3 protein-coding genes are annotated in these 26,175 nt (G+C 39.9%); all 3 read right to left on the bottom strand.

The features are described 5' to 3' along the window. Positions 1-230: 230 nt before the first annotated feature. From JFU54_RS02255 to JFU54_RS02245, 3 genes are read right to left on the bottom strand one after another with little or no spacing between them, the layout of a single operon-like run. The gene (locus JFU54_RS02255; protein WP_201063610.1) at positions 231-15,137 is read right to left on the bottom strand and encodes a non-ribosomal peptide synthetase; all 14,907 of its coding nucleotides are present in this window, start codon (positions 15,135-15,137) and stop codon (positions 231-233) included. Then, positions 15,134-21,604, bottom strand: coding sequence for a non-ribosomal peptide synthetase (locus tag JFU54_RS02250; RefSeq protein WP_201063608.1), 6,471 nt, complete (start codon positions 21,602-21,604; stop codon positions 15,134-15,136). Before JFU54_RS02250 ends, JFU54_RS02255 begins: the two co-directional genes overlap by 4 nt. A 2-nt stretch (positions 21,605-21,606) precedes the next feature. After that, positions 21,607-26,163, bottom strand: a complete 4,557-nt coding sequence (locus JFU54_RS02245; protein WP_201063606.1) for a non-ribosomal peptide synthetase — start codon at positions 26,161-26,163, stop codon at positions 21,607-21,609. Between the last annotated feature and the right edge of the window lie 12 nt (positions 26,164-26,175).

Genomic DNA, 26,175 nt, shown 5'->3' with positions numbered 1-26,175 from the left:
CAAAAACTTCAGATAATTTACAGCATACTATGAACAACTCATATATGTTTCTATGTCCCTATCAAGCAATTTTTCATTAGCCCCTTAAAAAGTAATGCTCTTGATATATACATAATCTCCTACACTTGATATGCAGTTATTGGACTGCTCTCTTTATTTACACTACTACTCACAAATAACAACTTTAATAATAACAATGTTTGTTTATAAAGTTGCCTATTTTGTGCTCTCTACTTTTCCGTTAGTGAAAGGGACGTCTCTTTTATTCCTTCTAATTCATTTAGTAGATACTTAGCTAACTTTTCAACTGCGGGGGAAGCTACTATTTCTTCGTGTGATCCAGGGACCGAATACATATTCACTCTTCCTTTTAATAAAGGCTTCCAATCCGTAAACAATTCTTTACCTTCCTCAGCACTAAAGTAAATGACTTCCCCAAAATATGGTGTTAAATCATGCTCTGCCATTAAATTCAGACATTTCCTGTGAGCATTGATAATTTGCTTCAAATTCGTAAGATTTGCATCAGGCGGGAGCACTCCTTCCACAATTAATTGCTCAACAAGCATGTCCTGTTGATGAACAAGCTCTTCTTCCTGATCCACTAACTCTATATTGATGAAATGCTCCAATATATAAGATAGCATTTCATCTTCTGTCTTGTAATCCCGTTCTGAAGGCACCTTGGTATCCAATAGTACCAACACCTCAACTTCTTCTCCCTGGTTCCGTAGCATAGTTGCGATTTCATAGGCGATGGCACCGCCCAGAGACCATCCTCCCAGACGATACGGCCCCTCTGGCTGAGCCCGCTTCATTTCCTCGATGTAGAGTTGAACTACTTCCGATAAAATCAACCCGTTCATTCCTTCTTTCTCTACGAGAGGATTCTGTAGACCATAAAATGAGCAGTGATCCTTGAGTAACCTTGCTAGCTGAATGTAACAGAGTACATTACCCATAAATGGGTGAACACAGAAGAAAGGTCTTTTCTCTGATTCTTGTAATGGAACCAGAACCGATAATGATTCTTCCATACGATGATTCTCACGGATGAGACAAGCGATTCCTTCCACTGTCGGATTCTTAATTAGTGCGGGCACCTTAATCTCTTTTCCAAATTTCTCTCTGACCTTTGAAATCAATTTGATTACAAGGAGAGAGTGACCTCCTATATTGAAGAAATCATCGTTTACATGGATATCTTCTAACTGTAGCAAATCCTGCCAGATTGTAATCAGCTGATACTCGATTTCATCCCGTGGGATGATTGGTGTAGAAAAGGTACTTTCTCTTTGAATCGTTAAGCTGTTCAGTGCCTTTCGATCAACCTTCCCATTTGTTGTAAGGGGAATCGCATCAACCTCAATAAAGTGTGCAGGAATCATATAATTCGGTACTTGCCTCTTGAGATGCTCACGCCATTCATGCATACTTCCTTTACCCACCACATAGGCAGCCAATCTCTGATCTCCTGGTTGGTCCTCTCTTATCAAGACTACCGCCTCTTTCACCGATGGATGACTTTCTAAATTCGCTTCAATCTCTCCAAGCTCAATCCGGAATCCTCGAATTTTCACTTGATTATCGATTCTTCCCAGATAATCCAAATGGCCATCAGCTAAATAACGGACTAGATCTCCCGTCCGGTATAACCGTTCTCCTTCATTAAATGGATGTGGAATAAAACGTTCTAACGTTAACTCTGGACGATTCAAGTATCCTCTCGCTAGGCCTGCTCCACCGATATAAAGTTCACCCGTTACACCAACTGGAACAGGTAACAACTTCTCATCCAATACATAGGCTTGAACATTTGGCAACGGACGCCCAATGGTTACTCTCTTACTATCTTTTTTGATACGATAGCATGTCGCATCAACCGTACATTCCGTAGGACCATATACATTATAAAAATGGATATGGTCATTCTCTACTAGTTGTTCCCACAGTGATGGCATAATCGCTTCTCCACCGACCAGTACCTTGCTTGGAACATGAACACTATCGTTTGTTTCTAACAACCCCTCATCTATTAGTAATTGGAGTAGTGAAGGTGTTATATCGAACATTTCCAACTTATTCTCCCGAATATAAGATATAAACTGTTGAGGATCACTGCGAACTTCTGTTGAAATAATATACAAACTAGAACCATACAAAAGCATTTGTAATTGTTTAACGGATGAATCAAAGGCGATTGAGGCATTTAGACCAACGCGCATGTTATCATGTGCCCGATGTGAAAAAACCTCTTTCTGTAAACCATAGGATAGATTTAATACCGAATGATGCTGCACCATAACCCCTTTTGGATTCCCGGTCGAACCTGAAGTGTAGATAACATACGCCAAGTTTTCTCCTGTTACTTTACATATTGGTGAAAGAGTGTTTTCTTGCGAAATCATTGCTTGATCTCGGTCCAAACAAACTGTTTCAACTTCTTCAGGCATCCAACCTTGTGATACTTCGTTCGTAACCAATATTTGAATTCCTGTGTCCTCCAGAATATATCGTAGGTGACTTTCTGGATACGATGGATCCAGCGGAACATAGGCTGATCCAGCTTTCAAGATTCCCATGAGACCGACAATCATCTCCACTGAACGTTGGAAACAAAGCCCGACCAATGACTCCGTCCCAATCCCCATTTTCTGAAGATAATGGGCCAATTGGTTTGCTTTCTCATTCAGCTCTCGATACGTCAACCGCTGATTTTCATCCACCACTGCCACCGCATCAGGTGTACGATCCACTTGATCTTCAAAAAGTTTGTGGATCACACTTTCACGTGGATACGCTGCTGCATTATCATTCCATTCTTCCAGTAGTTGTTTCTGTTCTATTTCCGTAACATACACCAGCTCCGACAGAGTTTGATCAACGTTCTCGATCATTTGCTTTAACACCTGGCTTAAATGCCCCAGCATCCGTTCAATAGTGAGACCATTAAACTTGCTACGATCATACTTCAACTTTAACAACAACTGGCTTTCTGGGACAACTGTCAATCCTAATGGATAATGAGTTTGCTCTACTCCTTCCAACCCACCAATTTCTAGATTTCCTGAGGACTCCTCTTTCACTGGGTAGTTTTCAAACACATACAAGCTATGGAACAGCGGGGTTCCTCTAGGAACTTCACTCCATCCTTGAATCTCTGTCAAAGAAGCATATTCATATTGTCTTCTTTCTATCTCTTCCTCTTGTATCTTCTGCAACCAATCCATTATTTTTATATTATCTATCAACTGAATTCGCGTCGGTGATGTGGTAATAAAAGGACCTACAATGTTTTCAACATCAATAATCTCCGTAGGGCGTCCTGAGCTAGTTACACCATAGACAATTTCATCTTCTCCACTATACCGGCTCATGAGATACGCCCACGCACCTTGAATTACTGTATTCAAAGTGAGCCTATTGCGCTTCGCCCAGTTTTGTAACGCTTGGGTTTGCTCTTCTGATAAATAAGTTACCTTCTCTGTGTAACCTTTTTCTTGCTCTTTACTTTCTAAGCCCAGCAGGGTTGGAGCTGTAAAACCTTTAAGTTTCTCTCTCCAGAATTGCTCCGCCTGCTCCTGATTCTGTTCTCTTAGCCATTGAATATATTTCTTGTATGGCGATGAATTAGGTAAATGCACGGCTTCTCCATTCATTCTCTTCTGGTACACTGTAAGCAATTCGTTAAAGACCAGTGGTAGGCTCCATCCATCCAACAGAATATGGTGATGTGTCCAAACAATTCGATATTCTTCCTCACCTTCTTGAATGACAGTCACCCGCATCAATGGCGCTTTATCAAAAAGAAAGGCTTGTTTTCGATCCAATGCCAAAAAGGCTTTTCTTTTCTCTTCTTTTTCTTCAGCAGTCAGCGTACGCCAATCTTCTACATTCACCTTAAATGGAACACTCTCATACACCACTTGTAAAGGCTCCTCAACTTCATTCCAAAGGAAAGCTGAGCGGAAAATTTCATGCCGCTGAATTATCGATTTCCACGCCAGTTCGAAAGTAGCAATATCCAATTCTCCTCTAATCATGAAACTTAATTGCACTATATACGGCGCTACATGTTCCTCCCCTTGGTCATGCAATGCATGGAAAATCATTCCTTCTTGCAAAGGCGATAGTGGATATAAATCGGTAATCGGATAATTATTTCCACGATTCATCTTGGTTAATACTTTTGTCAAACTGGCTTGGTCAAGATTAGCCATCACAAAATCTGAAACGGTCAGTGCAGATTCTCCATCCGCAGATTGAATCAATTTACTTAGTTGATGGAGCATATTCTCTGCAATACTTTGAATCGTTGATTTCGCATATTGTCCTACATTGTATACCCAAGTGAACTGAAGCTTCCCATCCGTTACCATTCCAATTACATCAATTAAATGCAATCGCTTGGAACCAGAAGCATGATCTAAGCGCTTAAATCCGTTCTCTGGAATAAGTATTGCATCGTCAGAAAACATTTGGTCAAATTGTCCAAGATAGTTAAAACTAATAGACGGTGTATGTTGAGACCCCCATTGCTCACACATTGTTGTGTTCAGATACCGCAAAATTCCATGGTCAACACCCTTATTAGGAATTTTACGCACTTGTTCTTTAACTGCTTTTAATGCTGCAATTGGCGTGTCGGCACCGGTAATATTTAAGTGAACAGGATAAATACTTGTAAACCACCCCACGGTTCTAGATAGGTCAACGTCTTCGATAATCTCTTCCCGACCATGCCCCTCCAAATCCACGGTCAGCGTCGGATGACCTGTCCATGCTGCCGTAGCCTGTACCAATGCTGTTAATAGTACTTCATTGATTTGGACACGATGAGTGCTTGAAATCTCTTTCAATAACGTACGGGTCTCTTTCTCATCCAGCACCACGGTAATCTCCTCGTTTCCTGTGTTTGCTGGAACTTCGAGGGTGGTATCCACTGGTAGCATAGCCACTTCTTGTTCGGATTGCTGCTCCCAGTAATCACGCACTTCTTGCACAATCCCAGCTTCAGCGTAATGATGCAATTTCTCCGACCACGCTTTAAAGGATGTACTCTTTGTAGGTAATTGGATCATCTGATCCTTGCTCGCTTGATTATACGCCGTTTGCAGATCCTCCAGTAAAATCCGCCAAGAAACACCATCCACTGCTAAGTGATGAATCACCCAGAATAATCGGCCTGCTCTTTTCTCACCTTCATCAAAATACACCATTCTCATTAGCGGTCCTGCGTGTAAGTGCAAGCTTGCTTGTGCAGTGTCAATCTCCGTTTGAATCACTTGATGCCATTCTGCTTGTGGCACTTCGTCTAATGAAATAACGGTCAGCGTCGATTGTTCTTCGATCCCTTCGTTCCGCTGTTTCCAAGCTCCATTCGGTAACCGTTCATATCTTAAACGCAAAGCATCATGATGGATTAGAAGGGTACTCGCAGATTTTTCCAGTATTACTATATCCAGTCGCTCTTTTGTTCTAAAAAACATGGATTGATTCCAATGGTGTGGGTTTGGATGATCTTGTGCAAAAAACCATTGCTGGATTGGTGTAAGGATCAGTTCTCCAGTTACAACTCCCTGCTCTGCTTGTACACCCCGTTCTTCATTGACTACTTGCGCCAACTCGGCAATCGTTTGGTGTTCAAACATTTGCTTTGGCGTCAATTGCAAACCTGCTTGCTTCGCACGAGAGACAATCTGAATGCTGAGAATTGAGTCTCCACCAATTTCAAAGAAGTTATCATGGATTCCCACCTTTTTAATCCCTAATACTTGCTTCCAAATGGTGGCCAGTGTTTCTTCGTTACCATTCCGCGTGGCAACACATTCACTTTCGATTTTCCTCTCCTCTGGTACAGGTAAGGCCTCACGATCAACTTTTCCGTTAGCAGTTAGTGGAATGGCTTCCATCATCACAAATCCTGAAGGAACCATATGGCTTGGTAGTTCCGCCTTGAGATAATCTCTCCACTCACCTACATTCCCGTCACCCACGACATATGCCACCAACCGTTTATCACCCGGCTGATCTTCTCGAACAATTACAACAGCCTCTTTTATGGAGACATGTGCGTTTAAAGCAGATTCAATTTCTCCGAGCTCAATTCGGAAACCACGGATTTTCACCTGGTGATCAATCCGCCCAAGATAATCCAGATTTCCATCAGGTAAGTATCTCGCTAAGTCTCCTGTCCGATATAATCGCGCTCCTGGGTCACTACTGAATGGATGAGGAATGAAACGCTCTGCAGTCAATTCGGGTCTGTTTAAATATCCACGTGCAAGTCCTGCTCCACCAATATATAGTTCGCCAGCTACGCCAATAGGCACAGGTTGTTGACAAGCGTCTAGTACATACACTTCTAAATCTGGAATCTGTTTTCCTATATTACTTCTTGAAGCATGCTGCACATCATCTTGAGTAATTGGATAATACGTAACATGAACGGTAGTTTCTGTAATTCCATACATATTAATTAACTGTGGTTCCTGCTCTCCATACCTTTGAAACCATGGTACCAAGCTGGTAGGATCGAGTGCTTCCCCACCAAATATGACATAGCGCAGATGCAAGTCTTTCTTCTCATCTTCTTGTTCACACACTTGTATCAATTGTCGAAATGCGGATGGTGTCTGATTAAGAACCGTAACCTTTTCCTTTACTAACAGTTGATAGAAATCCTTGGGCGATCGACTAATCCAGTAAGGAACAACAATCAATCTTCCGCCATGGAGTAATGCCCCCCAAATCTCCCATACCGAGAAGTCAAACGCATAAGAATGGAAAAGCGTCCAAGTATCTTTTTCATCAAACTGATACCAACATTCCGTCGATTTAAATAAACGAATCACATTTTGATGCTCTACCATAACTCCCTTCGGATTCCCTGTTGATCCCGAAGTATAGATTACATACGCCAAGTTTTCTCCTGTCACTTCACATATTGGTGAAAGGGTGCTTTCTCGCGAAATCATCGCTTTATCCCGATCCAAACAAACTGTTTTGATTTCTTCAGTTATCCAACCTTCTAATGCTTCGTTCGTGACCAATACTTGAATCCCTGTGTCCTCCAGAATATATCGTAGGCGACTTTCTGGATACGATGGATCCAATGGAACATAGGCTGCCCCAGCTTTCAAGATCCCCATGAGACCGACAATCATCTCAACTGAACGCTGGAAGCAGAGACCAACCAATGACTCGCTCCCAATCCCACATTTCTGGAGATAATGTGCCAATTGGTTTGCTTTTTCATTCAGCTCTCGATAGGTTAACTGCTGTTTTTCATCTACCACTGCCACCGCGTCAGGTGTACGATTTACTTGCTCTTCATACAGCTGATGAATCCCAAATTCCTGTGGATATGCTACAGCATTATTATTCCACTCTTCTAACTGCTTTTGCTGTAATCCTGACAGTATCGGCAACTTAGCTAATGATTTATCAGGATGTTCCACGATTAAATTCAACCAGTTTCCAAAATTTTCGGCTATGGATTCAATAGTTAAACTGTCAAATAAATCAGTCCTATAAACAAAAGTAAGCAATAAGCCCTCTTCCACTTCTGCGGCAGTTAAACTTAAATCAAATTTGGCGATTGAAGCGTGGCTGTCCATTACTTCTATACTTCGTCCATGTAGCTGTGGTAGCTCTTGTCCCGTATTTTGCAAAGTAAACATGGTTTGGAAAATCGGAGAATAACTTGTACTTCGTTCAGGTTGGATAACCTCCACAATTTTCTCAAACGGAACATCTTGGTACTCATATGCCTTCAATGCTTTTATCCGCACTTGAGACAACAACTCTTGAAATGCCGGTGCGCCACTTAAATCAGCTCGATAAACCAACGTGTTGACAAAGAAACCAATCAACCCTTCAATTTCTCGATAATTTCGATTCGCAATTGGGCTTCCAACAAGAATATCTGATTGTCCTGTATAACGGGCAAGGAAACTTTGATACGATGCCAATAAGGTCATGAAAAGCGTGGCCCCTTCTTGACGACTAAGTTCGTTTAATTTATCCAGTAATGAGCGTGACAACAACACATTATGAGTTAATCCATGGTGGGTTTGCACCGGAGGACGGGGACGATCCATCGGCAACATTAAGACTGGTAACTCACCAGACAGTTCTTCCTTCCAATATGCAAGCTGTTGGTTTAGTACTTCATCTATCAACCATTCTCTTTGCCACTGAGCAAAATCGGCATATTGAACTGGTAGTGGTGCAAGGTCTGCTGGTTTTTCACCAATCGCCTCCTCATAAAATGCCATCCATTCTTGGAGCAAGATTTCCATCGACCATCCATCCGAGATGATATGATGCATATTACACAGAAGAACCCATTCTTCTTCTGAAATTTTCACGATTTGTCCACGGAACAATGGCCCTTGCTCTAAGTCAAATGGGGATTCGACTTCAGTTTGAATCCATTGCTCCACTTCTCTTTCTCTCTCTTCTGGAGAAATCTTAGTTAAGTCAATTTGTGGAAGGGAACGGAAAGTATACGATTGAATCTTCTGCACAGGATGACCGTCCACTTCATGAAATACTGTCCGCAATGATTCATGACGCTCTATCAACTGATTCCATCCCAACTCCAATGCTTCTAGTAACCAATTTCCTGTAAGACGGCATACCATCGGCATATTATAAAGTGCACTATTAGGTGTAAATTGATCGATAAACCATAAGCGCTGTTGAGCATAAGAAAGTGGAATGGCATTTCCTCGTTCCATCGGCATCAATGGTGGAATTTCTCGTTTTTTGCCTCCCTTACGTAATTGATCTAATCGCTTCGCCAGTGCCTCGACCGTTGAATATTCGAACAGTTCACGTACCGGTAATTTGATTTGAAAGACTTCTTGCAAGCGTGAGACCACTTGTGTAGCAAGTAGAGAATGACCACCAAGTTCAAAGAAAGAATCCTGAACACCTATATTTTCTATTCCTAGCACTTGACTCCACACTGAAGCGATAAGTTCCTCTAGCGGAGTTCGTGCGTGAACGGTATTTTCCGTAGATAATTTGCTAGGTATTGGCAATGCCTTTAAATCAAGTTTTCCATTCGGTGTAAGTGGTAAAAATTCCATCTCAATAAAGTTTGTTGGGACCATATAATTTGGTAAATGTGTTTGTAGATGCTCTCGCCATTCTTGGACACTTCCTTCACCAACTACATAAGCTACTAATCTCTTGTCGCCTGGATCATCCTCTCGTACCAATACAACCGCTTCTTTCACAGAAGAATGTGCCTGCAAGACTGCTTCTATTTCTCCCAATTCAATCCGGAAACCACGAATTTTCACTTGGTCATCTATACGACCATGGAACTGGAGAGCACCATCAGAAAGATAACTTGCTTTGTCTCCGGTGTAATAGAGACGTTCTCCTGACTTGAATGGATGCGAAATAAATTTTTCCTTTGTAAGGTCCGGACGATTAGCATATCCACGAGCAAGACTTTTCCCTCCAATATAGAGATCTCCAATCACACCACTTGGTACTAGCTGAAGATGAGAATCTAACACATAAACTTCTGTATTCGCAATCGGTCGACCAATCGATGGCGTACCTGTTGTCACTCCTACAGGTACATAACAATCCGTGGTAACAACGGTATTTTCCGATGGACCATACTGATTGATTACCGCAAAAGGAATATCGTTAGATGGATACTGCGTTAATTGATCCCCGCCGGTAATGATAAAACGAAGATCCGTTTTACCTGGCCAAGATAATTTCAAGAGTCTTTCCAGAATAGGCGTAGGTGCAAAACTAGCTGTTATTCGCGAATCAATGAGCCAGTCTCTTAGTGCTTCTGGATTAATTCTCAGTTCCTCTGTTGACAAGTAGAGTGCTGCACCAGCAGTTAGATACGGCCAAATCTCCTGAACAGCCGAATCAAAAGCAATCCCTGCAATCTGAGTCGCACGATCCTCTGCTGTAATACGATAAACTTCTTGATGCCAAGAAACCATATTCATTAATGAGCGATATTCAATCATGACACCCTTTGGCTTTCCTGTAGAACCAGAGGTATAGACAATGTAAGCTAAGTTCTCTGGATTTATCTGCCGTGTAGGTGCGATTACGCTTTCCACTGTTAACTCTTCTAACCTCACCATTTCGACCTGTTCGAAAAGGCCTTCTTGTCCTTCCGCCGTCACTACAAATTGAATTCCTGCATCTTCAATCATGTATTCTAACCTTGATTTTGGATACAACGGATCTAAAACGACATAAGCTCCACCAGCTTTTAATATGCCTAGTAAACTTACCATGAGCTCAGCCGACCTCGGAAGATAAACTCCCACGACTGACTCTGGAGCAACTCCTTTTCGCTGTAAAACATTTGCCAACTGATTTGCTTGTGCATCCAGTTCACCGTAAGTCCAATCTTTTGTTTGATCAACTACCGCAATCGCTTCAGAACGCTTTGCTACTTGTTCCTCAAATCTGTCGCAAATAAGACCCTGTGGGAGCATTTCCATTACAGTGTCATTCCATGTTTCTAATAACAAAGTACGCTCAGGTTCCGATAGCATGCTCAGACTATGCAACGGATTTTGCGGGTAATGGGAAACTTCGTGTAGCCATTTCTCAAAGTGCCCTGCCATCCGTTCAATAGTTGTGGCATTGAATAAATCCTTATTGTATTCAAAAGTAAAACGTACTCCCTCTTCCGTCTCAGCTACCATTACACTTAAATCAAACTTTGCGATTGGACTATGGCTTTCTATCATTTCAATACTTCTACCAGATAACACCGGGAACTCTTGTTTCATATTTTGCAAGATGAACATAGTCTGGAAGATTGGCGAATGACTTGTACTCCGCTCTGGTTGTACAACTTCTACAATTTTTTCAAAAGGGATATCTTGATATTCATACGCCTTCAATGCCTTTTGACGAACCTGAGACAGAACATCCTGAAATGTCGGTCTACCACTCAGATTAGCCCGATAAACCAACGTGTTGACAAAGAAACCAATAAGTCCTTCAATTTCTCTATAATTTCGATTAGCAATTGGACTTCCGACCAGAATATCTTCTTGTCCCGTATAACGTGATAGAAAACTTTGATATGCAGCCAACAGCGTCATGAAGAGTGTAGCCCCTTCTTGGCGACTAAATTCGTTCAATTTGTCATGTAGCGCGCTTGGCAGAACCAGAGTGTATGTCGACCCGTCATGAGTTTGTATTGCGGGACGCGGGCGATCCATAGGAAGTTGGAGTACAGGAAGCTCCCCAGACAATTCTTCCTTCCAATATTGGAGTTGTTGATCAAGCACTTCCGCCTTCAACCATCCTTTTTGCCACTGCGCGAAGTCGGCATACTGAACCGGTAATGGTTCAAGTTCTGCTACCTTTCCATCCGTAGTTTTCTCATAGAATGCCATCCATTCTTCAAGTAGGACTCCCATTGACCATCCATCTGAAATGATATGATGTAGAGTACAAAGGAGAATCCATTCTTCCTCTCCCACTTGCAAAATACTTGTCCTGATCAGTGGACCCTCGCCTAAATCAAATGGCATTTCTGTTTCTTGTTGAATCAAACGTTTAACTTCTTCTTCTCGGTCTTCTGGAGAAAGCATAGTTAAATCCGTTTTCGGAATTAATCGAAAAGCATACGGTTCAATTTGCTGTACGGGTTGACCGTTCACTTCATGAAAGACCGTCCGCAATGATTCATGACGCTCTATTAGCTGATTCCATCCCGTTTCCAATGCCTCAGGTAGCCAACTCCCTGTAAGGCGGCATACTATTGGCATATTGTAAAGTGCACTATTAGGTGTAAATTGATCGATAAACCATAAGCGCTGTTGGGCATAAGATAGTGGAATAGTTTCCCCTCGTTCCATCGGCATTAGTGGCGGAATATCTCGTTTTCTATCTCCTTTACGTAACTGATCTAATCGCTTTGCCAGTGACTCCACCGTTGCATACTCAAATAGTTCGCGTACCGGTAATTCGATTTGAAAGATTTCTTGTAAGCGTGACACTACTTGAGTAGCTAGTAGCGAGTGACCACCGATTTCAAAAAAAGAATCCTGAACACTAATATTTCTTATACCTAATACTTTACTCCATACAGAAACGATGAGCTCCTCCACTGGTGTTCTTGATGAAGTAATATCTTCACTTATGAACTGTGCCTCCAATTCCAGTAAAGCTTTCCGATCCACCTTACCATTTGGAGTGAGTGGCATCGATTCAACTTGGAAAAAGTATGCCGGAACCATATAATTTGGCAATTGCTTCTTCAGATATTCACGCCACTCTCCAGTATCCCCTTCACCCACTACATAAGCTACTAACTGCTTATCTCCTGGTCGATCTTCCTTCACCAACACGACAGCTTCTTTTAAAGATGAGTGATCATGTAAAGCTGCTTCGATTTCTCCCAGTTCAATTCGGAATCCTCTGATTTTGACTTGGTTATCTATTCTTCCAATATACTCCAAGTTACGATCATTCATATATCTCACCAGGTCACCCGTTCGATATAATCGTTCCCCTTCCTTAAAGGGATGCGGAATAAAACGTTCAGTAGTTAACTCTGGTCGATTGAAGTAGCCACGTGCCAAGCCTACTCCTCCAAGGTAAAGTTCCCCCGCCACACCAATCGGTACCACCTGTTGATATTGATCCAACACATACAACTCTGTATTATCAATTGGACGACCAATTGGAATAAGCATAGGTTCTTTTTCTAAATCACAATCATAATAAGTCACATCCACAGTCGCTTCGGTAGGGCCATACAAGTTAATTAACTTTGTTTGCTGAACATCGTAAAATACCCCCTTAAACCGGCGAACCTGTTCAGTATTTAATGCTTCTCCACTAGTAAAAACCTGATTTAAAGACGATACATCCCTTTTCGAATTATATTGTTCCATATAATCCAAGAAAGTAGATAACATCGACGGAACAAAGTGCATGGTGGTCACACGATATCGTTCGATATACTCCTCAATCACCGCAGGATCTTTCTCTCCTCCTGGTTGAAGCAAACAAACACGCGCTCCTACAAATGACCACCAAAATAATTCCCAGACAGAAACATCAAATGAAAACGGTGTCTTTTGTAGGATTGTATCCTCCTCAGATAATGGATACTTTTTCTGCATCCACTGTAGGCGGTTGATAACCGAATGATGTTCAATCATTACTCCCTTCGGATTTCCCGTCGAACCCGAAGTGTATATGATATAGGCTAAGTTATTTGCTGTTACTCCACTCACCGGAGCCAAATTACTCTCTTTAGAAATCATTACTTGATCCCGGTCTAAACAAATTGCTTGAATATCTTTAGGTAACCAGTCCTGTAGTGCCTCTTTTGTTAACAGCACTTGAATTTGTGAATTCTCTAAAATGTATCTCAGGCGATTTTCGGGATAACTTGGGTCCAGTGGGACATAAGCCCCACCTGCTTTCAAAATCCCAAAGAGACCAATAATCATTTCAGGAGAACGTTCAACACATATACCGACCAATGATTCAGGTCCTATACCTCGTTTTTGTAGATAATGTGCCAATTGATTCGATTTTTCATTGAGTTCTTGATACGTTAGCTTTCCACCCTCATAAACTACCGCCACTGCATCAGGTGTACGTGCAACTTGCTGCTCAAATAGCTCATGAATCATACACTCATGATCATAAACTATGTCAGTATCATTCCATTCTTCTAGGAGTTGTTTCTGCTCTGTGTCCGATAACATTGACAGCTTTGTATATGATTCATCTGGATGATACGCGATTTCATTTAACCAGTTCTCAAAATGGCCTGCCATACGTGCAACGGTACTACTATCAAATAAATCCGTGTTGTATTCAAATGAGACAAATAGACCTTCTTCCACTTCGTAGGCAGTTAAACTCAGATCAAATTTTACAATAGACATATTACTTTCTACCATTTCGATACTTCTACCAGACAAATCTAGTCGTTCTTGTTTTATATTCTGTAGTGTAAACATGGTCTGAAAGATAGGAGAATGACTCATACTTCGTTCAGGTTGCACAGCTTCTACCACTTTTTCAAATGGTATATCTTGATATTCGTAAGCTTTTAACGCCTTTTTCTTTGTTTGGTTCAAAATCTCCCGAAAAGTAGGGGTGCCACTCAAATCTGATCGGTAAACCAACGTATTAACAAAGAAACCGATTAATCCTTCTACTCCCTTATGATTCCGATTTGCAATCGGACTTCCGACTAGAATATCTTTTTGCCCCGTATAACGAGCAAGAAAGCTCTGGTATGCAGCCATTAAAGTCATAAATAAGGTAGATCCTTCTTGTCGACTTATATCCTTTAATTGATTGAGTAATCTATAAGGAAAAATCACGTGATGCGTATCCCCAGCGTAAGTTTGCGTAACCGGTCGAGGTCGGTCCACTGGCAGTTGTAATATAGGAAGCTCCCCAGACAATTCTTCCTCCCAATACGTAAGTTGACGATTTAACACATCACCTTGCAACCACTCCTTTTGCCACTTCGCAAAGTCTGCATATTGAATGGATAGTGAACTTAATTTAGCAGGATTCCCGCCCGTTTCTTCTTCATAGAAAGTAAGTAATTCATTCATGAGTATACCGATGGACCAAGCATCAGAAATAATATGATGCATCGTACATAGTAATAACCATTCATTCTTTCCTAATTGAACAAGCTGATTACGAATTAAAGGGCCATTCATTAAATCAAATGGTTCTTGCGCTTCTCTCGCAATTAAACTATCTACCTCTTTTTCTTTTACTTCTAGAGGAAGTTGCGAGTAATCCCTTACAGGTAATGCTCTAGGAAGGAATTCGACAATTTGTTGTACAGGTTGTTCTCCTACTTCTTTAAAAACGGTTCGTAATGATTCATGACGTTCAATGAGTCGATTGAATCCCTTTTCTAATACTTCAGGAATCCAATTTCCTTTTAGATGCCATACCGTTGGAATATTATATAAAGAACTGTTTGGGTTAAATCTGTCCATAAACCACAAACGTTGTTGTGCATAAGACAACGGAAGTGCTTCTTTATTCTCCTTTTTTTGCATTTGCTTCTGAAGCCAAGCTCTTTTCTCAGGAGAAAGTGAACTCAGCTTTGCATGTAAATCACTTCTCATTTTTTTACCCCTTCCTCAACTAAATTACTCTCGAATATTCCTTGTGCTTCTTCCTCTGATAGCTCTTCTAATTGCTTAAGTAGTTCAAGTAATTCTTCATCACTACTCACTTCTGCTTCTTTTTGAATATAGTCTTGAAGACTTACATTCTCCTTACTATCATTCTGTATTTCTTGATTTTTGTTATAGAACAATTGATCAATCTGTTTTGCCAATTGTTGCACCGTATGAAACGTAAATAGATCATGCAATGGTAACTCGATTCCAAAAGCCTCTTTAAGATTGGAAACAGCTTGTGTAGCAAGTAATGAATGCCCACCTATTTCAAAAAACGAATCCTGCACTCCAATATTTTCTACACCTAAAACTTGATGCCATATTGAAACGATTGTTTTTTCCGTAGGTGTACGGGGAGCAATATACCCCCTCACTATCTCCTGTCTCTCTGGTACTGGTAAGGCCTTCCTATCAATCTTTCCATTTGGAGTGAGTGGAAATGCATTCAATCCGACAAAATAGGCTGGAATCATGTAATTTGGTAGCTGGTCCTTGAGATAATCACGCCACTTATGAGCATCCCCATCTCCCACAACATAGGCAATCAAACGTGGATCACCAAGATAATCTTCCCGCACCATCACAAGAACTTCGTTAACTAATGTATGCTTTAGCAATGTCGCTTCAATTTCTCCTAGTTCAATCCGGAACCCACGAATTTTTACCTGATGATCGATTCGGCCAAGATACTCCAAATTTCCATCTGGCAGATACCTTACTAGGTCTCCAGTCCGGTATACTCGCTCTCCTTCTTTAAACGGATGCGGTATAAAACAATCTTGCGTTAAGTCAGGACGGTTTAAGTATCCACGTGCTAATCCTGATCCACCAATGTAAAGTTCACCAACTACACCAATTGGAACCATTTTTTGTTCAGTACTCAATACATATACTTCTGCATTGAAGACTGGTTTACCAATTGGTGGTACCCTATACATGACACCCTTTTCTAATTCCATATATGTGGAATACGTAGTATCTTCGGACGGTCCATATAGGTTGTACACCTTCTCAATCGTACTTCTCTCGTATAAATCTTGAACGAGTGAATATGGTAATGGTTCTCCAGCCAAATTCATCACCTTTACCGAAGAAGGAATTGTTTTTGCGCGAACCAGTTCCTTCGCTGCCGATGGCACAGTATTGACCAAAGTCACACCCTTGGTAGACAACTTGTCTAGATGTAGAGCATTTTCAGCGACAATCACCTTACCACCCATCGCTAAGGGAACAAACACTTCAAAAACGGATAGATCAAAGGATAGCGAAGTTGAAGCTAATACTCCCGCTAATTCCTTTTGCGAATATGTGTGATGCGCCCAATGAATCATTGTTACTGTATTCCTGTGCTCAATCATTACCCCCTTTGGATTTCCAGTGGAACCTGAAGTATAGATAATATAGGCTAAATTATCGCCCGTCACTTCACTGGTACACACTGTAGTTACTTCTTGTTCTATTTCTTCTCGATCACGATCAATACAAATCACGGCAACGGATTTAGTTATAACCATTTTTTGTTGTAACTTTTCCTGTATCACCAGTACCTTTATTTGAGCATCCTCTAAAATGTATTGCAGTCGACTTTCCGGATACGCTGGATCAATTGGGACATATGCTCCTCCTGCCTTCATAATTCCTAAGAGGCCGACAATCATCTCGGATGAACGTGTAACGCAAATCCCAACCAATGATTCGCATGCAACACCATTTTTCTGTAAATAATGTGCCAGCTGATTCGAGCGTTCGTCCAACTCTCGATATGTTAGTTCTTCATCTTCGCACACTACTGCAATTGCTTCTGGTGTTTTTTTCACTTGTTCTTCAAACAATGTATGAATCGTGCTTTCTTGTATATCTACAACACCTGATTCATTCCATTCCTCTAGTAATTGCTTATATTCTGCTTTCGATAACATATTCAGTTCAGATAATAAATATTTTGGATGAGAGACAATTTGATTTAACCAATGTTCAAAATGACTTGCCATGCGTTCAATGGTTGTATCATTAAACAAATCAGTATTGTATTCAAAGGTTAGCGATAATCCTTCTTCCGTCTCAGAAGCAAATAAACTCAAATCAAATTTCGCAACAGAAGCATGACTTTCCATGAGTTCCATGTTTCTTTCAGATAGCTGAGGAAACGCTTGTTTCGTATTCTGTAAAGTAAACATGGTTTGAAATATCGGTGAATGACTTGTATTCCGTTCCGGTTTTACAGATTCCACCACTTTCTCAAATGGAATGTCCTGATACTCGTAGGCTTTTAGTGCTTTTTTTCGTACCTGCGACAAAAGTTCTTGGAACGTCGGATTTTCACTGAAATCTGCTCGATAAACCAACGTATTTGCAAAGAAACCTATTAATCCCTCAATCTCTTTAACATTTCGATTTGCAATTGGGCTTCCAACCAAGATGTCGTCTTGTCCTGTATAACGAGAAAGGAAGCTTTGATACGCTGCCATCAATGTCATAAATAAAGTGCATCCTTCTTGCAGACTTAAATCTTTGAGCTTTTCCTGTAGGGAATTCGCCACCGTTAAGGACTGACTTGCACCACGGTGGGTTTGAACCGCAGGTCGAGGACGATCCATCGGTAATTGTAAAACCGGTAGCTCCCCAGATAATTCTTCCTTCCAATATTGAAGGTGCTGATCCAAATTCTCTTCTTTTTGCCATTCCTTCTGCCACATGACAAAGTCTGCATATTGGATAGATAACTCCTTCAATTCCACCGGTTTTCCGCTTAGTGCTCCTTCATAAAAAGCCATCCATTCTTCAAGTAAGATTCCCATTGACCATCCATCTGAAATAATATGATGCATCGTACAAAGGAGAACCCTTTCTTCCCTGTCCACTTTCAATATTCGTGCTCGAATTAGAGGACCTTGTCCAAAATGAAATGGTTCCTCCGCTTCGTTTTGAATGAGCCGTTTCATTTCTCTTTCCCTATCTTCTAAAGAGAGATCTGTTAGATCCGTTTGAGAGATATGTCTGAATACATGAGATTGAACCTGTTGAAAAGGTTCACCCTCTTGTTTTAGAATTATCGTTCGTAATGATTCATGACGCTCAAACAACTGATTCCATCCGGATTCCAATGCTTCAATTGACCATTTACCTGTTAAGCGACACGCTGCATGAATATTGTACATCGCACTATTTGGCATTAATTGTTCAATAAACCATAGACGTTTCTGCGCATAGGAAAGTGGAATAGATTCTTCTCGTGTCATAGGTACAAGGGGTGGAACCTCTCGTTTTTTATCTTCTTTGCGCAACTGATCTACTCGTTTCGCTAATGCTTCCACTGTATCGTGCTTGAAAAGTTCACGTAATGGGATTTTGATTTGGAACAATTCTTGCAATCGAGAGACGATTTGAGTAGCAAGTAGTGAGTGCCCACCACTTTCAAAGAAGGAATCCTGAATACCAATATTTTCTGTCCCTAACACTTGACCCCAAACCGAGGCAATAAGCTCTTCCGATGGCGTTCGAGGTAGAACATTTAAATCTCCAATAGCTTGCTCATCAGGTGCTGGCAAGGCCTTTCGGTCAATTTTCCCATTCGGAGTAAGCGGGAAGTGTTCTAACTCTACAAAGTGAGCTGGAATCATATGATTCGGTAATTGTTTTTGTAAATACTCTCTCCACTCTTGGGTATTTCCATCGCTTATTACATATGCAACCAATCGTTGATCACCTGGACGGTCTTCTCTAACTAATACGACAGCCTCTTTAATAAACGAACATTTTTCTAAAGTCGCTTCAATTTCTCCTAATTCAATCCTAAAACCGCGCATTTTTACTTGATGGTCCATTCTACCTATAAATTCTATATTTCCATCAGTTAGATATCTTACTGAATCTCCTGTTCGATATAGTCGTTCCCCCAATCGAAATGGATGCGAAACGAATTTTTCAGCAGTAAGATTCGGACGATTTAAGTATCCACGTGCTAAACCAGCACCACCAATATATAACTCACCCTCAATTCCTATTGATTGCAAGCGTTGATTTTGGTCTAATACATATAATTGCGTGTTCTGTATTGGCTGCCCAATAGAAACAAATTCTTGATTAGGCTGAATATCAAATGCATTTACATAAATAGTGGCTTCAGTTGGTCCATAAAAGTTGGTTAATTTCACTTGTCCACTATAATTCCATTTCTGTTGAAATCGTCTAACTAACCCTGAACTTAGTTCTTCTCCACCAGAAAATACATGGCGTACGGACGAACAATTCATGTTCAATTCAATATGATTGAAGTGATCTAAGAAAACAGATAACATCGAAGGTACAAATTGAACTATAGTAACCTGATGTTTTTTAATCACTTCAGCTATAATAGAAGGATCTTTTTCTCCACCTCGAGGTAGGAAAGATACACTTGCTCCAACGTGAATACCCCAAAATAACTCCCAAACAGATACATCAAATGAGAATGGGGTTTTCTGCAAGACCACATCCTTTTCAGAAAGTGGATATTTATGTTGCATCCATTCTAGGTAATTGATTACTGAATGATGCTCAATCATCACTCCCTTTGGATTACCTGTAGATCCTGAAGTATACATAACATACGCTAAACTTCTCCCTGTTACACCACTTATACATGGGATTGATTCTTCTTTTTTAATTGCAGTATAATCTTTATTCATACAAATCGTTTCAATATCTTCAGATATATATAAATCTTTTGAATTTTCTTCCGTCACTAGTACTTCGATTCCAGCATCCTCTAATATATAACGAAGCCGACTCTCTGGATAAGTAGGATCAAGTGGAACATACGCCCCTCCTGATTTTAGAACACCTAATAACGCTATCATCATTTGTAATGAACGTTCCATATATACCCCGACTAGAGACTCTGAACCTACACCACGCTTTTGTAAATAATGTGCTAGCTGATTCGCACGCTCATCCAACTCTCTATAGGTAATTTGTTCATTTTCGTACATAGCTGCGATTGCTTCTGGATTTTTCTTGACTTGCTCCTCAAACACCGTATGAATCATGCCTTCAGCTGAATATTTTACTTGAGTATTATTCCATTCCTCTAGTAACTGTGTCTGCTCTTCCACTGTTAAATGAGTAATTTCAAAGAGTTTTGAATCTAAGCTCTTCGTCATCTGAATTAATATTTGCAATAAGTGACCCTGAATCCGATTTATTGTTTCTTCATTAAAATAGCTTCGATCATACATCAACTTTAAAGTAATTTTCTTACCGGGCATTACAATGAGTGTTAAAGGATAATTTGTTTGTTCCGCGCTTTTAACATCTAGTAATCTTAAATCATCATTTCTCTTACCTTGAATTGGATAATTTTCAAACACATACAAGGTATGAAATAAGGAACTATTCCGCGGAACCTCACTCCACCCTTGAATATCAACCAACGAATTATGCTCATATTGTCTTCGTTCCATTTCTTTCATCTGTATTTTACGAAGCCAATCTACTACTGATATATCATCCGTTAATCGAATTCTAGTAGGTAATGTGTTAATAAATAGACCTACCATATTCTCTGCTCCTATCAAATCAGTAGGACGTCCAGAGCTAGTTATGCCAAATACGATGTCACTTTCACCGCTATACCTACTCATCAAATAGGCCCATGCGCCTTGTACTAACGTATTCAATGTTAATCGACTATTTCGTACCCACTCTTGTAAATTCTCAGTGAGTTCCTCAGATATCTGATAAACACACTCTCCATAGCCCTTCTCCTGTTCTTGATCCTTTCTTTCCATCGCTAATGGCGTAGGTGCATAAAACCCCTTTAATTCTTCTTTCCAAAATTCCTCTGCTTGACTTTGATCTTGTTTATTTATCCACTGGATATATTTTTTATAAGGAAGAGATTTAGGAAGATTCAACACTTCTCCCTTTATCATCTTGAGATAAACTTCCATCACTTCACTAAAGACCAATGACACACTCCACCCATCTAGCAAAATATGATGATGTGTCCAAATGATTCTCGTTTCCTCTTCTGCTTCTTTAATCGCAGTGACTCTCATCAACGGTGCTTCATCCAATAAAAATCCTTTTCTACGATCTACAGTCAAAAACTGGTGTAATTTCTTCTCCCTCTCCTCATGCGAATGGGCACTCCAATCCTCTTGATGAATAGTAAAAGGAAGACGTTGGTAAACTGCTTGCAGAGGTTTTTCTACTTCCTCCCACACAAATACTGAGCGTAGAACTTCATGTCGATGAATAACATATTCCCAAGCCTTTTCAAAAGTAGCAACATCCAATTGCCCCCCGAGCAAGAAGCCTACTTGTACAATGTAGGAAAAAGAATGTTCATCATCTTGATCGTATAAAGTATGAAACAATATTCCTTTTTGCAAAGGTGATAATCCATATATATCTATAACGTCTCCCATCTTTACACCCTCTTCTTTGTTAATTTAAGTAATACTTTGCTCAAGCTTTCTTCCGTAAGATCCTCAGCATCAGCAAAATCTGATACTGTAAAAGCTGACTCTGTTGTTGGTTTATTAATAAGTTGAAGAAGATGCCTCAACATACCATCTGCTATCGCTTGAATTTTTAATCTAGAAAACTGTTCTCTACTATATATCCAAACAAAATGTAACTTCTCATCTTTTACCATACCGATAACCTCAATTAGATGAGATGGCTTGGAATCTGGAGCATGATCTAAAAATGTAAACCCTGTCTCTTGCATAAACAAAGATTCTTTTGAAAACACTTGATCAAATTGGCCCAAATAGTTAAAGCTTATTGAAGGCTTTTGCTGATAAAACGGAAGTAATTCTTTTTTCAAGTAACGTAAAATACCATAATCAACTCCGCGATTCGGAATTTGACGCAATTGATCTTTTACAGCCTTTAATCCTTCAATAGGTGTTTTAGTTCCTTGAAAATTCAGATGAACAGGATAAATACTCGTGAACCAGCCCACTGTCCGTGATAGATCAATACCTTCAACCATCTCTTCTCTCCCGTGTCCTTCTAGATGAATAGAAACCGTTTGCTGATTTGTAAAATCGACGATAGCTTGTCCTAATGCCGCCAATAGTACCTCATTTATCCTTGTCTTATGAGTCACTGGAACTTCTTGTAACAATGCATGTGTTTCTTCTACTCCTAAAGTCCTCGTCACTTGATCAATCGATTCTTCTGTTGTTTCTTGCATTGGATAGTCCATTGGAATTTTCATCGTTTCTTTTTCTACCCGTTCATTCCAATAATCTTGTACTTCTTTTGAAATACCAGAATCACTGTATGCCTGCAGGCGTTCCGACCACTCTTTAAAAGATGTACTTTTCGCAGGTAGGCGAACTCCTTGACCTTGTTTCATCTGGTTATATACCACCTGTAAATCTTCCAATAGAATTCTCCACGATACTCCATCTACTACTAAATGATGAATCACCCAGAATATTCGATCATTTCCAGACAAGGTGTCCTCAAAGTAAACTACTCTCATTAACGGACCTGTAACTAAATTGAAACTAGTTTGAGTAATGTTCATCTCTTCTTGTATTACTTTATTCCACGCTTGTTGATTAGCTTTGTTCCGTTTTACCACATGAAGTACAGAATGCTCATCAGTCCCTTCATTTCTCTGCCTCCACGTTCCATTTGGTAACTGTTCGTACCGGAAACGTAAAGCATCATGATGTTTTAGTAAGTTTAAGATCGCTCCTTCTAGTAACTTCACGTCCAATCTCTCTTTTACTCTTAAAAGCATTGATTGATTCCAATGCTCCGGACGTGAATGTTCTTGCTCGAAGAACCAGTACTGAATTGGAGTAAGGGGCACTTCTCCTGTCACAATTCCCTGCTCCGCTTGCACTCCCTGCGTTTCTATAGCCACTTGTGCCAACTCGGCAATGGTTGGGCATTCAAACATTTGCTTTGGAGTAAGTTTTAACCCCACTTGACTTGCTTGAGATATGATTTGAATACTGAGAATCGAGTCACCACCAATTTCAAAGAAATTATCATAGATTCCCACCTTTTTAACACCTAACACATGCTTCCAGATGGTAGCCAGTATCTGTTCGTTACTATTCCGAGGGGCAACAGCTTCACTTTTAATCTGCCTTTCCTCCGGCACAGGTACGGCCTCACGATCAACTTTACCGTTAGCTGTAAGTGGAATAGCTTCCATCGTCACAAATCCCGAAGGGACCATATAGCTCGGTAGTTTCGCTTTAAGGTACTCTCTCCACGCACCTACATTTCCATCTCCTACAACATATGCTACTAATCGTTTATCACCCGGTTGATCTTCTCTTACAATTACAACTGCCTCTTTTATAGATGCATATGCATTTAAAGTAGACTCAATCTCCCCAATCTCAATTCGGAAACCACGTATTTTAACCTGATGATCAATTCTTCCACGATAATCCAGATTCCCATCCGGCAAATACCTCGCTAAGTCTCCTGTCCGGTATAATCTTGCTTTCGAATCACTACTAAATGGATGAGATATAAAGCGCTCTGCTGTTAATTCAGGTCTATTTAAATACCCACGTGCAAGCCCTGCCCCGCCAATATAAAGCTCACCATCTACACCTATAGGAACAGGTTGTTGATAGGCGTCTAGTATATACACTTCTAAATCTGGAATTCGTTTTCCGATATTACTTCTTGAAGCATGCTGCACATCATCTAGAGTAATTGGATAATATGTAACATGAACTGTAGTTTCTGTAATTCCATACATGTTAATTAACTGCGGTTCTTTCTCACCATACCTTTGAAACCATGGTAACAAGCTAATAGGTTCTAACGCTTCTCCACCAAATATCACATAACGCAGCTGCAAGTTTTTATTCTCATCTTCTTGTTCACACACCTGTATTAATTGTCGAAATGCGGAAGGCGTCTGATTTAGAACCGTGACTTCTTCCTCTACCAATAGTTGATAGAAATCCTTAGGCGATCGACTAATCCAGTAAGGAACAACAACCAGTTTTCCACCATACAATAATGCTCCCCAAATTTCCCATACTGAGAAATCAAATGCATAAGAATGAAAAAGCGTCCAAGTATCTTTTTCATTAAACTGATACCAACATTCCGTTGATTTAAATAAACGAATAACATTGTGATGCTCTACCATGACGCCCTTCGGATTCCCTGTTGATCCCGAAGTATAGATTACGTAAGCTAGGTGTTGAGGATTTACATTAGAAATCGGTAAAGTCTTACTTTCTTGCTCAATCTCATCTCGATCACGATCCAGGCAAATCGATTTAATATTTTCTGGTAACCATTTCAATTCTTTTAAACTTTCTTGCGTTACGAATAACTGAATGCCAGCATCCCCTAAAATATATTGAAGTCGCTGCTCTGGATATGTTGGATCAAGTGGAACATAGGCTCCACCAGCCTTCAAAATCCCTAAAATACCTACAATCATTTCTAGAGAACGTTCAACACACAGCCCAACTAAAGTATCAGGTCCTACTCCTTTTTTCTGCAGATAATGAGCTAACTGATTTGCACGTTCATTTAGCTCCCTATAAGTAACTTTTCCTTTTTCATACGTAACTGCAATAGAATTTGGATAAATCATCGCTTGCTGTTCGAACAATTCATGAATAGTTACTTGAGGTGGAAAATCAAGCTTAGGATTGTTGAACTCTACTAAACTTTTTCTTTTATCTTCTTCTGAAATAATTTCAATCTCAGAAACCTTTTGCTTTGGGTTTTTAAATGTATTTTCTAATATTGCTAACATGGTTTTAAAAAAGCGGTTTATCTCTTCTTTAGAAAATAGCTCTTTACGATAGTCAATATGTACTTGTAAAGAGTCTATATCAGTCAAATTCTCAATATGTACTGCAAAATCTTGCATTTCTTCACCATTTGGAATCCAAAGTGAGTCACCACTTTCATCACGATCTCTATAATCAATCGTAGTTCCGAAAAGTCTAACATTGCTGTTATTCTCTTTATTAATCTGCTTTAATAACAAATCAAATGGGTATTTCTGATGTCGTAATGATTTACTTTGTTTTCTGGACACCCTACCAATAAATGAAAGTACTTCTTCTTCTGGATCCATATCCATTCTTAGAGGAACCGTACTCACCATCATTCCAATTAATTCCCGTTCCATTTTAGTCATACGATTGCCATAAGCCATTCCTAATGCAATATCAAGCGATGAGGTCCACCGATACATAGACAATGAGAAAGCAGCAACAAAAAGAGAATATACACTTAATTTATAATCTTCAGAAAATAACTCTATCTTTTTCTTCAAATACTCCGATAATATAAACGTTTCACGTGATGCTTTGGTACTAACTTGGTACGTATTATAAGGCTTCAATCCCGTCACAGATGGAATTGTTTTAAATTCCTCTAACCAGAATTTTTGATCTTTTTGAAAGCGAATACTATTCAAGTATGTTTGTTCATTGGCCAGAAATTGAACATATGAATTTCTAATTTCGCCTTCCTCAGTCTCGTTATGCATCTCATAATAATATTTTGCAATCTGACTGGTAAATATTTGGATTGATAAACCATCCATGATAATATGATGAACATTCCCAAAGACTGCACATTCATTATCGTTTAATTTTATTAAAGCGAAATAGTATAAATCTGAATTAAATAATGTAAACGTTTCTTTTGTTTTCTGCTCAATCCATTTCTCAAGTAAATCTGAATCCTCCACGGAACTGAAATCGAAAAACTCAAATTCTTGTTCTTCATGTTTAATAAAATATTGTTCAGGTTCCTGATGCCCATTTTCTTTTAATCTGATGCAAAGACCATCATTTTCACTAATAACACGATTCACAACTCGATTTAATTTTAAATAATCCATTTTTCTATGAAGTTTAAACAAAAACCTTAAATTACATATCCCTTTACCGGAATGAATAACTTCTGTATACCATATTCTCCTCTGTGGATGACTTAACGGATAACATTCCTCATTGGCCATAAAAAATCTTCC

Origin of the sequence: Bacillus sp. TH19, assembly GCF_016651075.1 — a bacterium.
Taxonomy (GTDB): Bacteria; Bacillota; Bacilli; order Bacillales; family Bacillaceae_G; genus Bacillus_A; species Bacillus_A mycoides.
This window is presented reverse-complemented; position numbering and strand designations above follow the sequence as displayed.

Bases quoted from the DNA above. Each gene is read 5' to 3' on its own strand.
- JFU54_RS02245 (WP_201063606.1), bottom strand. From the start codon at position 26,163: ATGGCCAATGAGGAATGTTATCCGTTAAGTCATCCACAGAGGAGAATA.
- JFU54_RS02250 (WP_201063608.1), bottom strand. From the start codon at position 21,604: ATGGGAGACGTTATAGATATATATGGATTATCACCTTTGCAAAAAGGA.
- JFU54_RS02255 (WP_201063610.1), bottom strand. From the start codon at position 15,137: ATGAGAAGTGATTTACATGCAAAGCTGAGTTCACTTTCTCCTGAGAAA.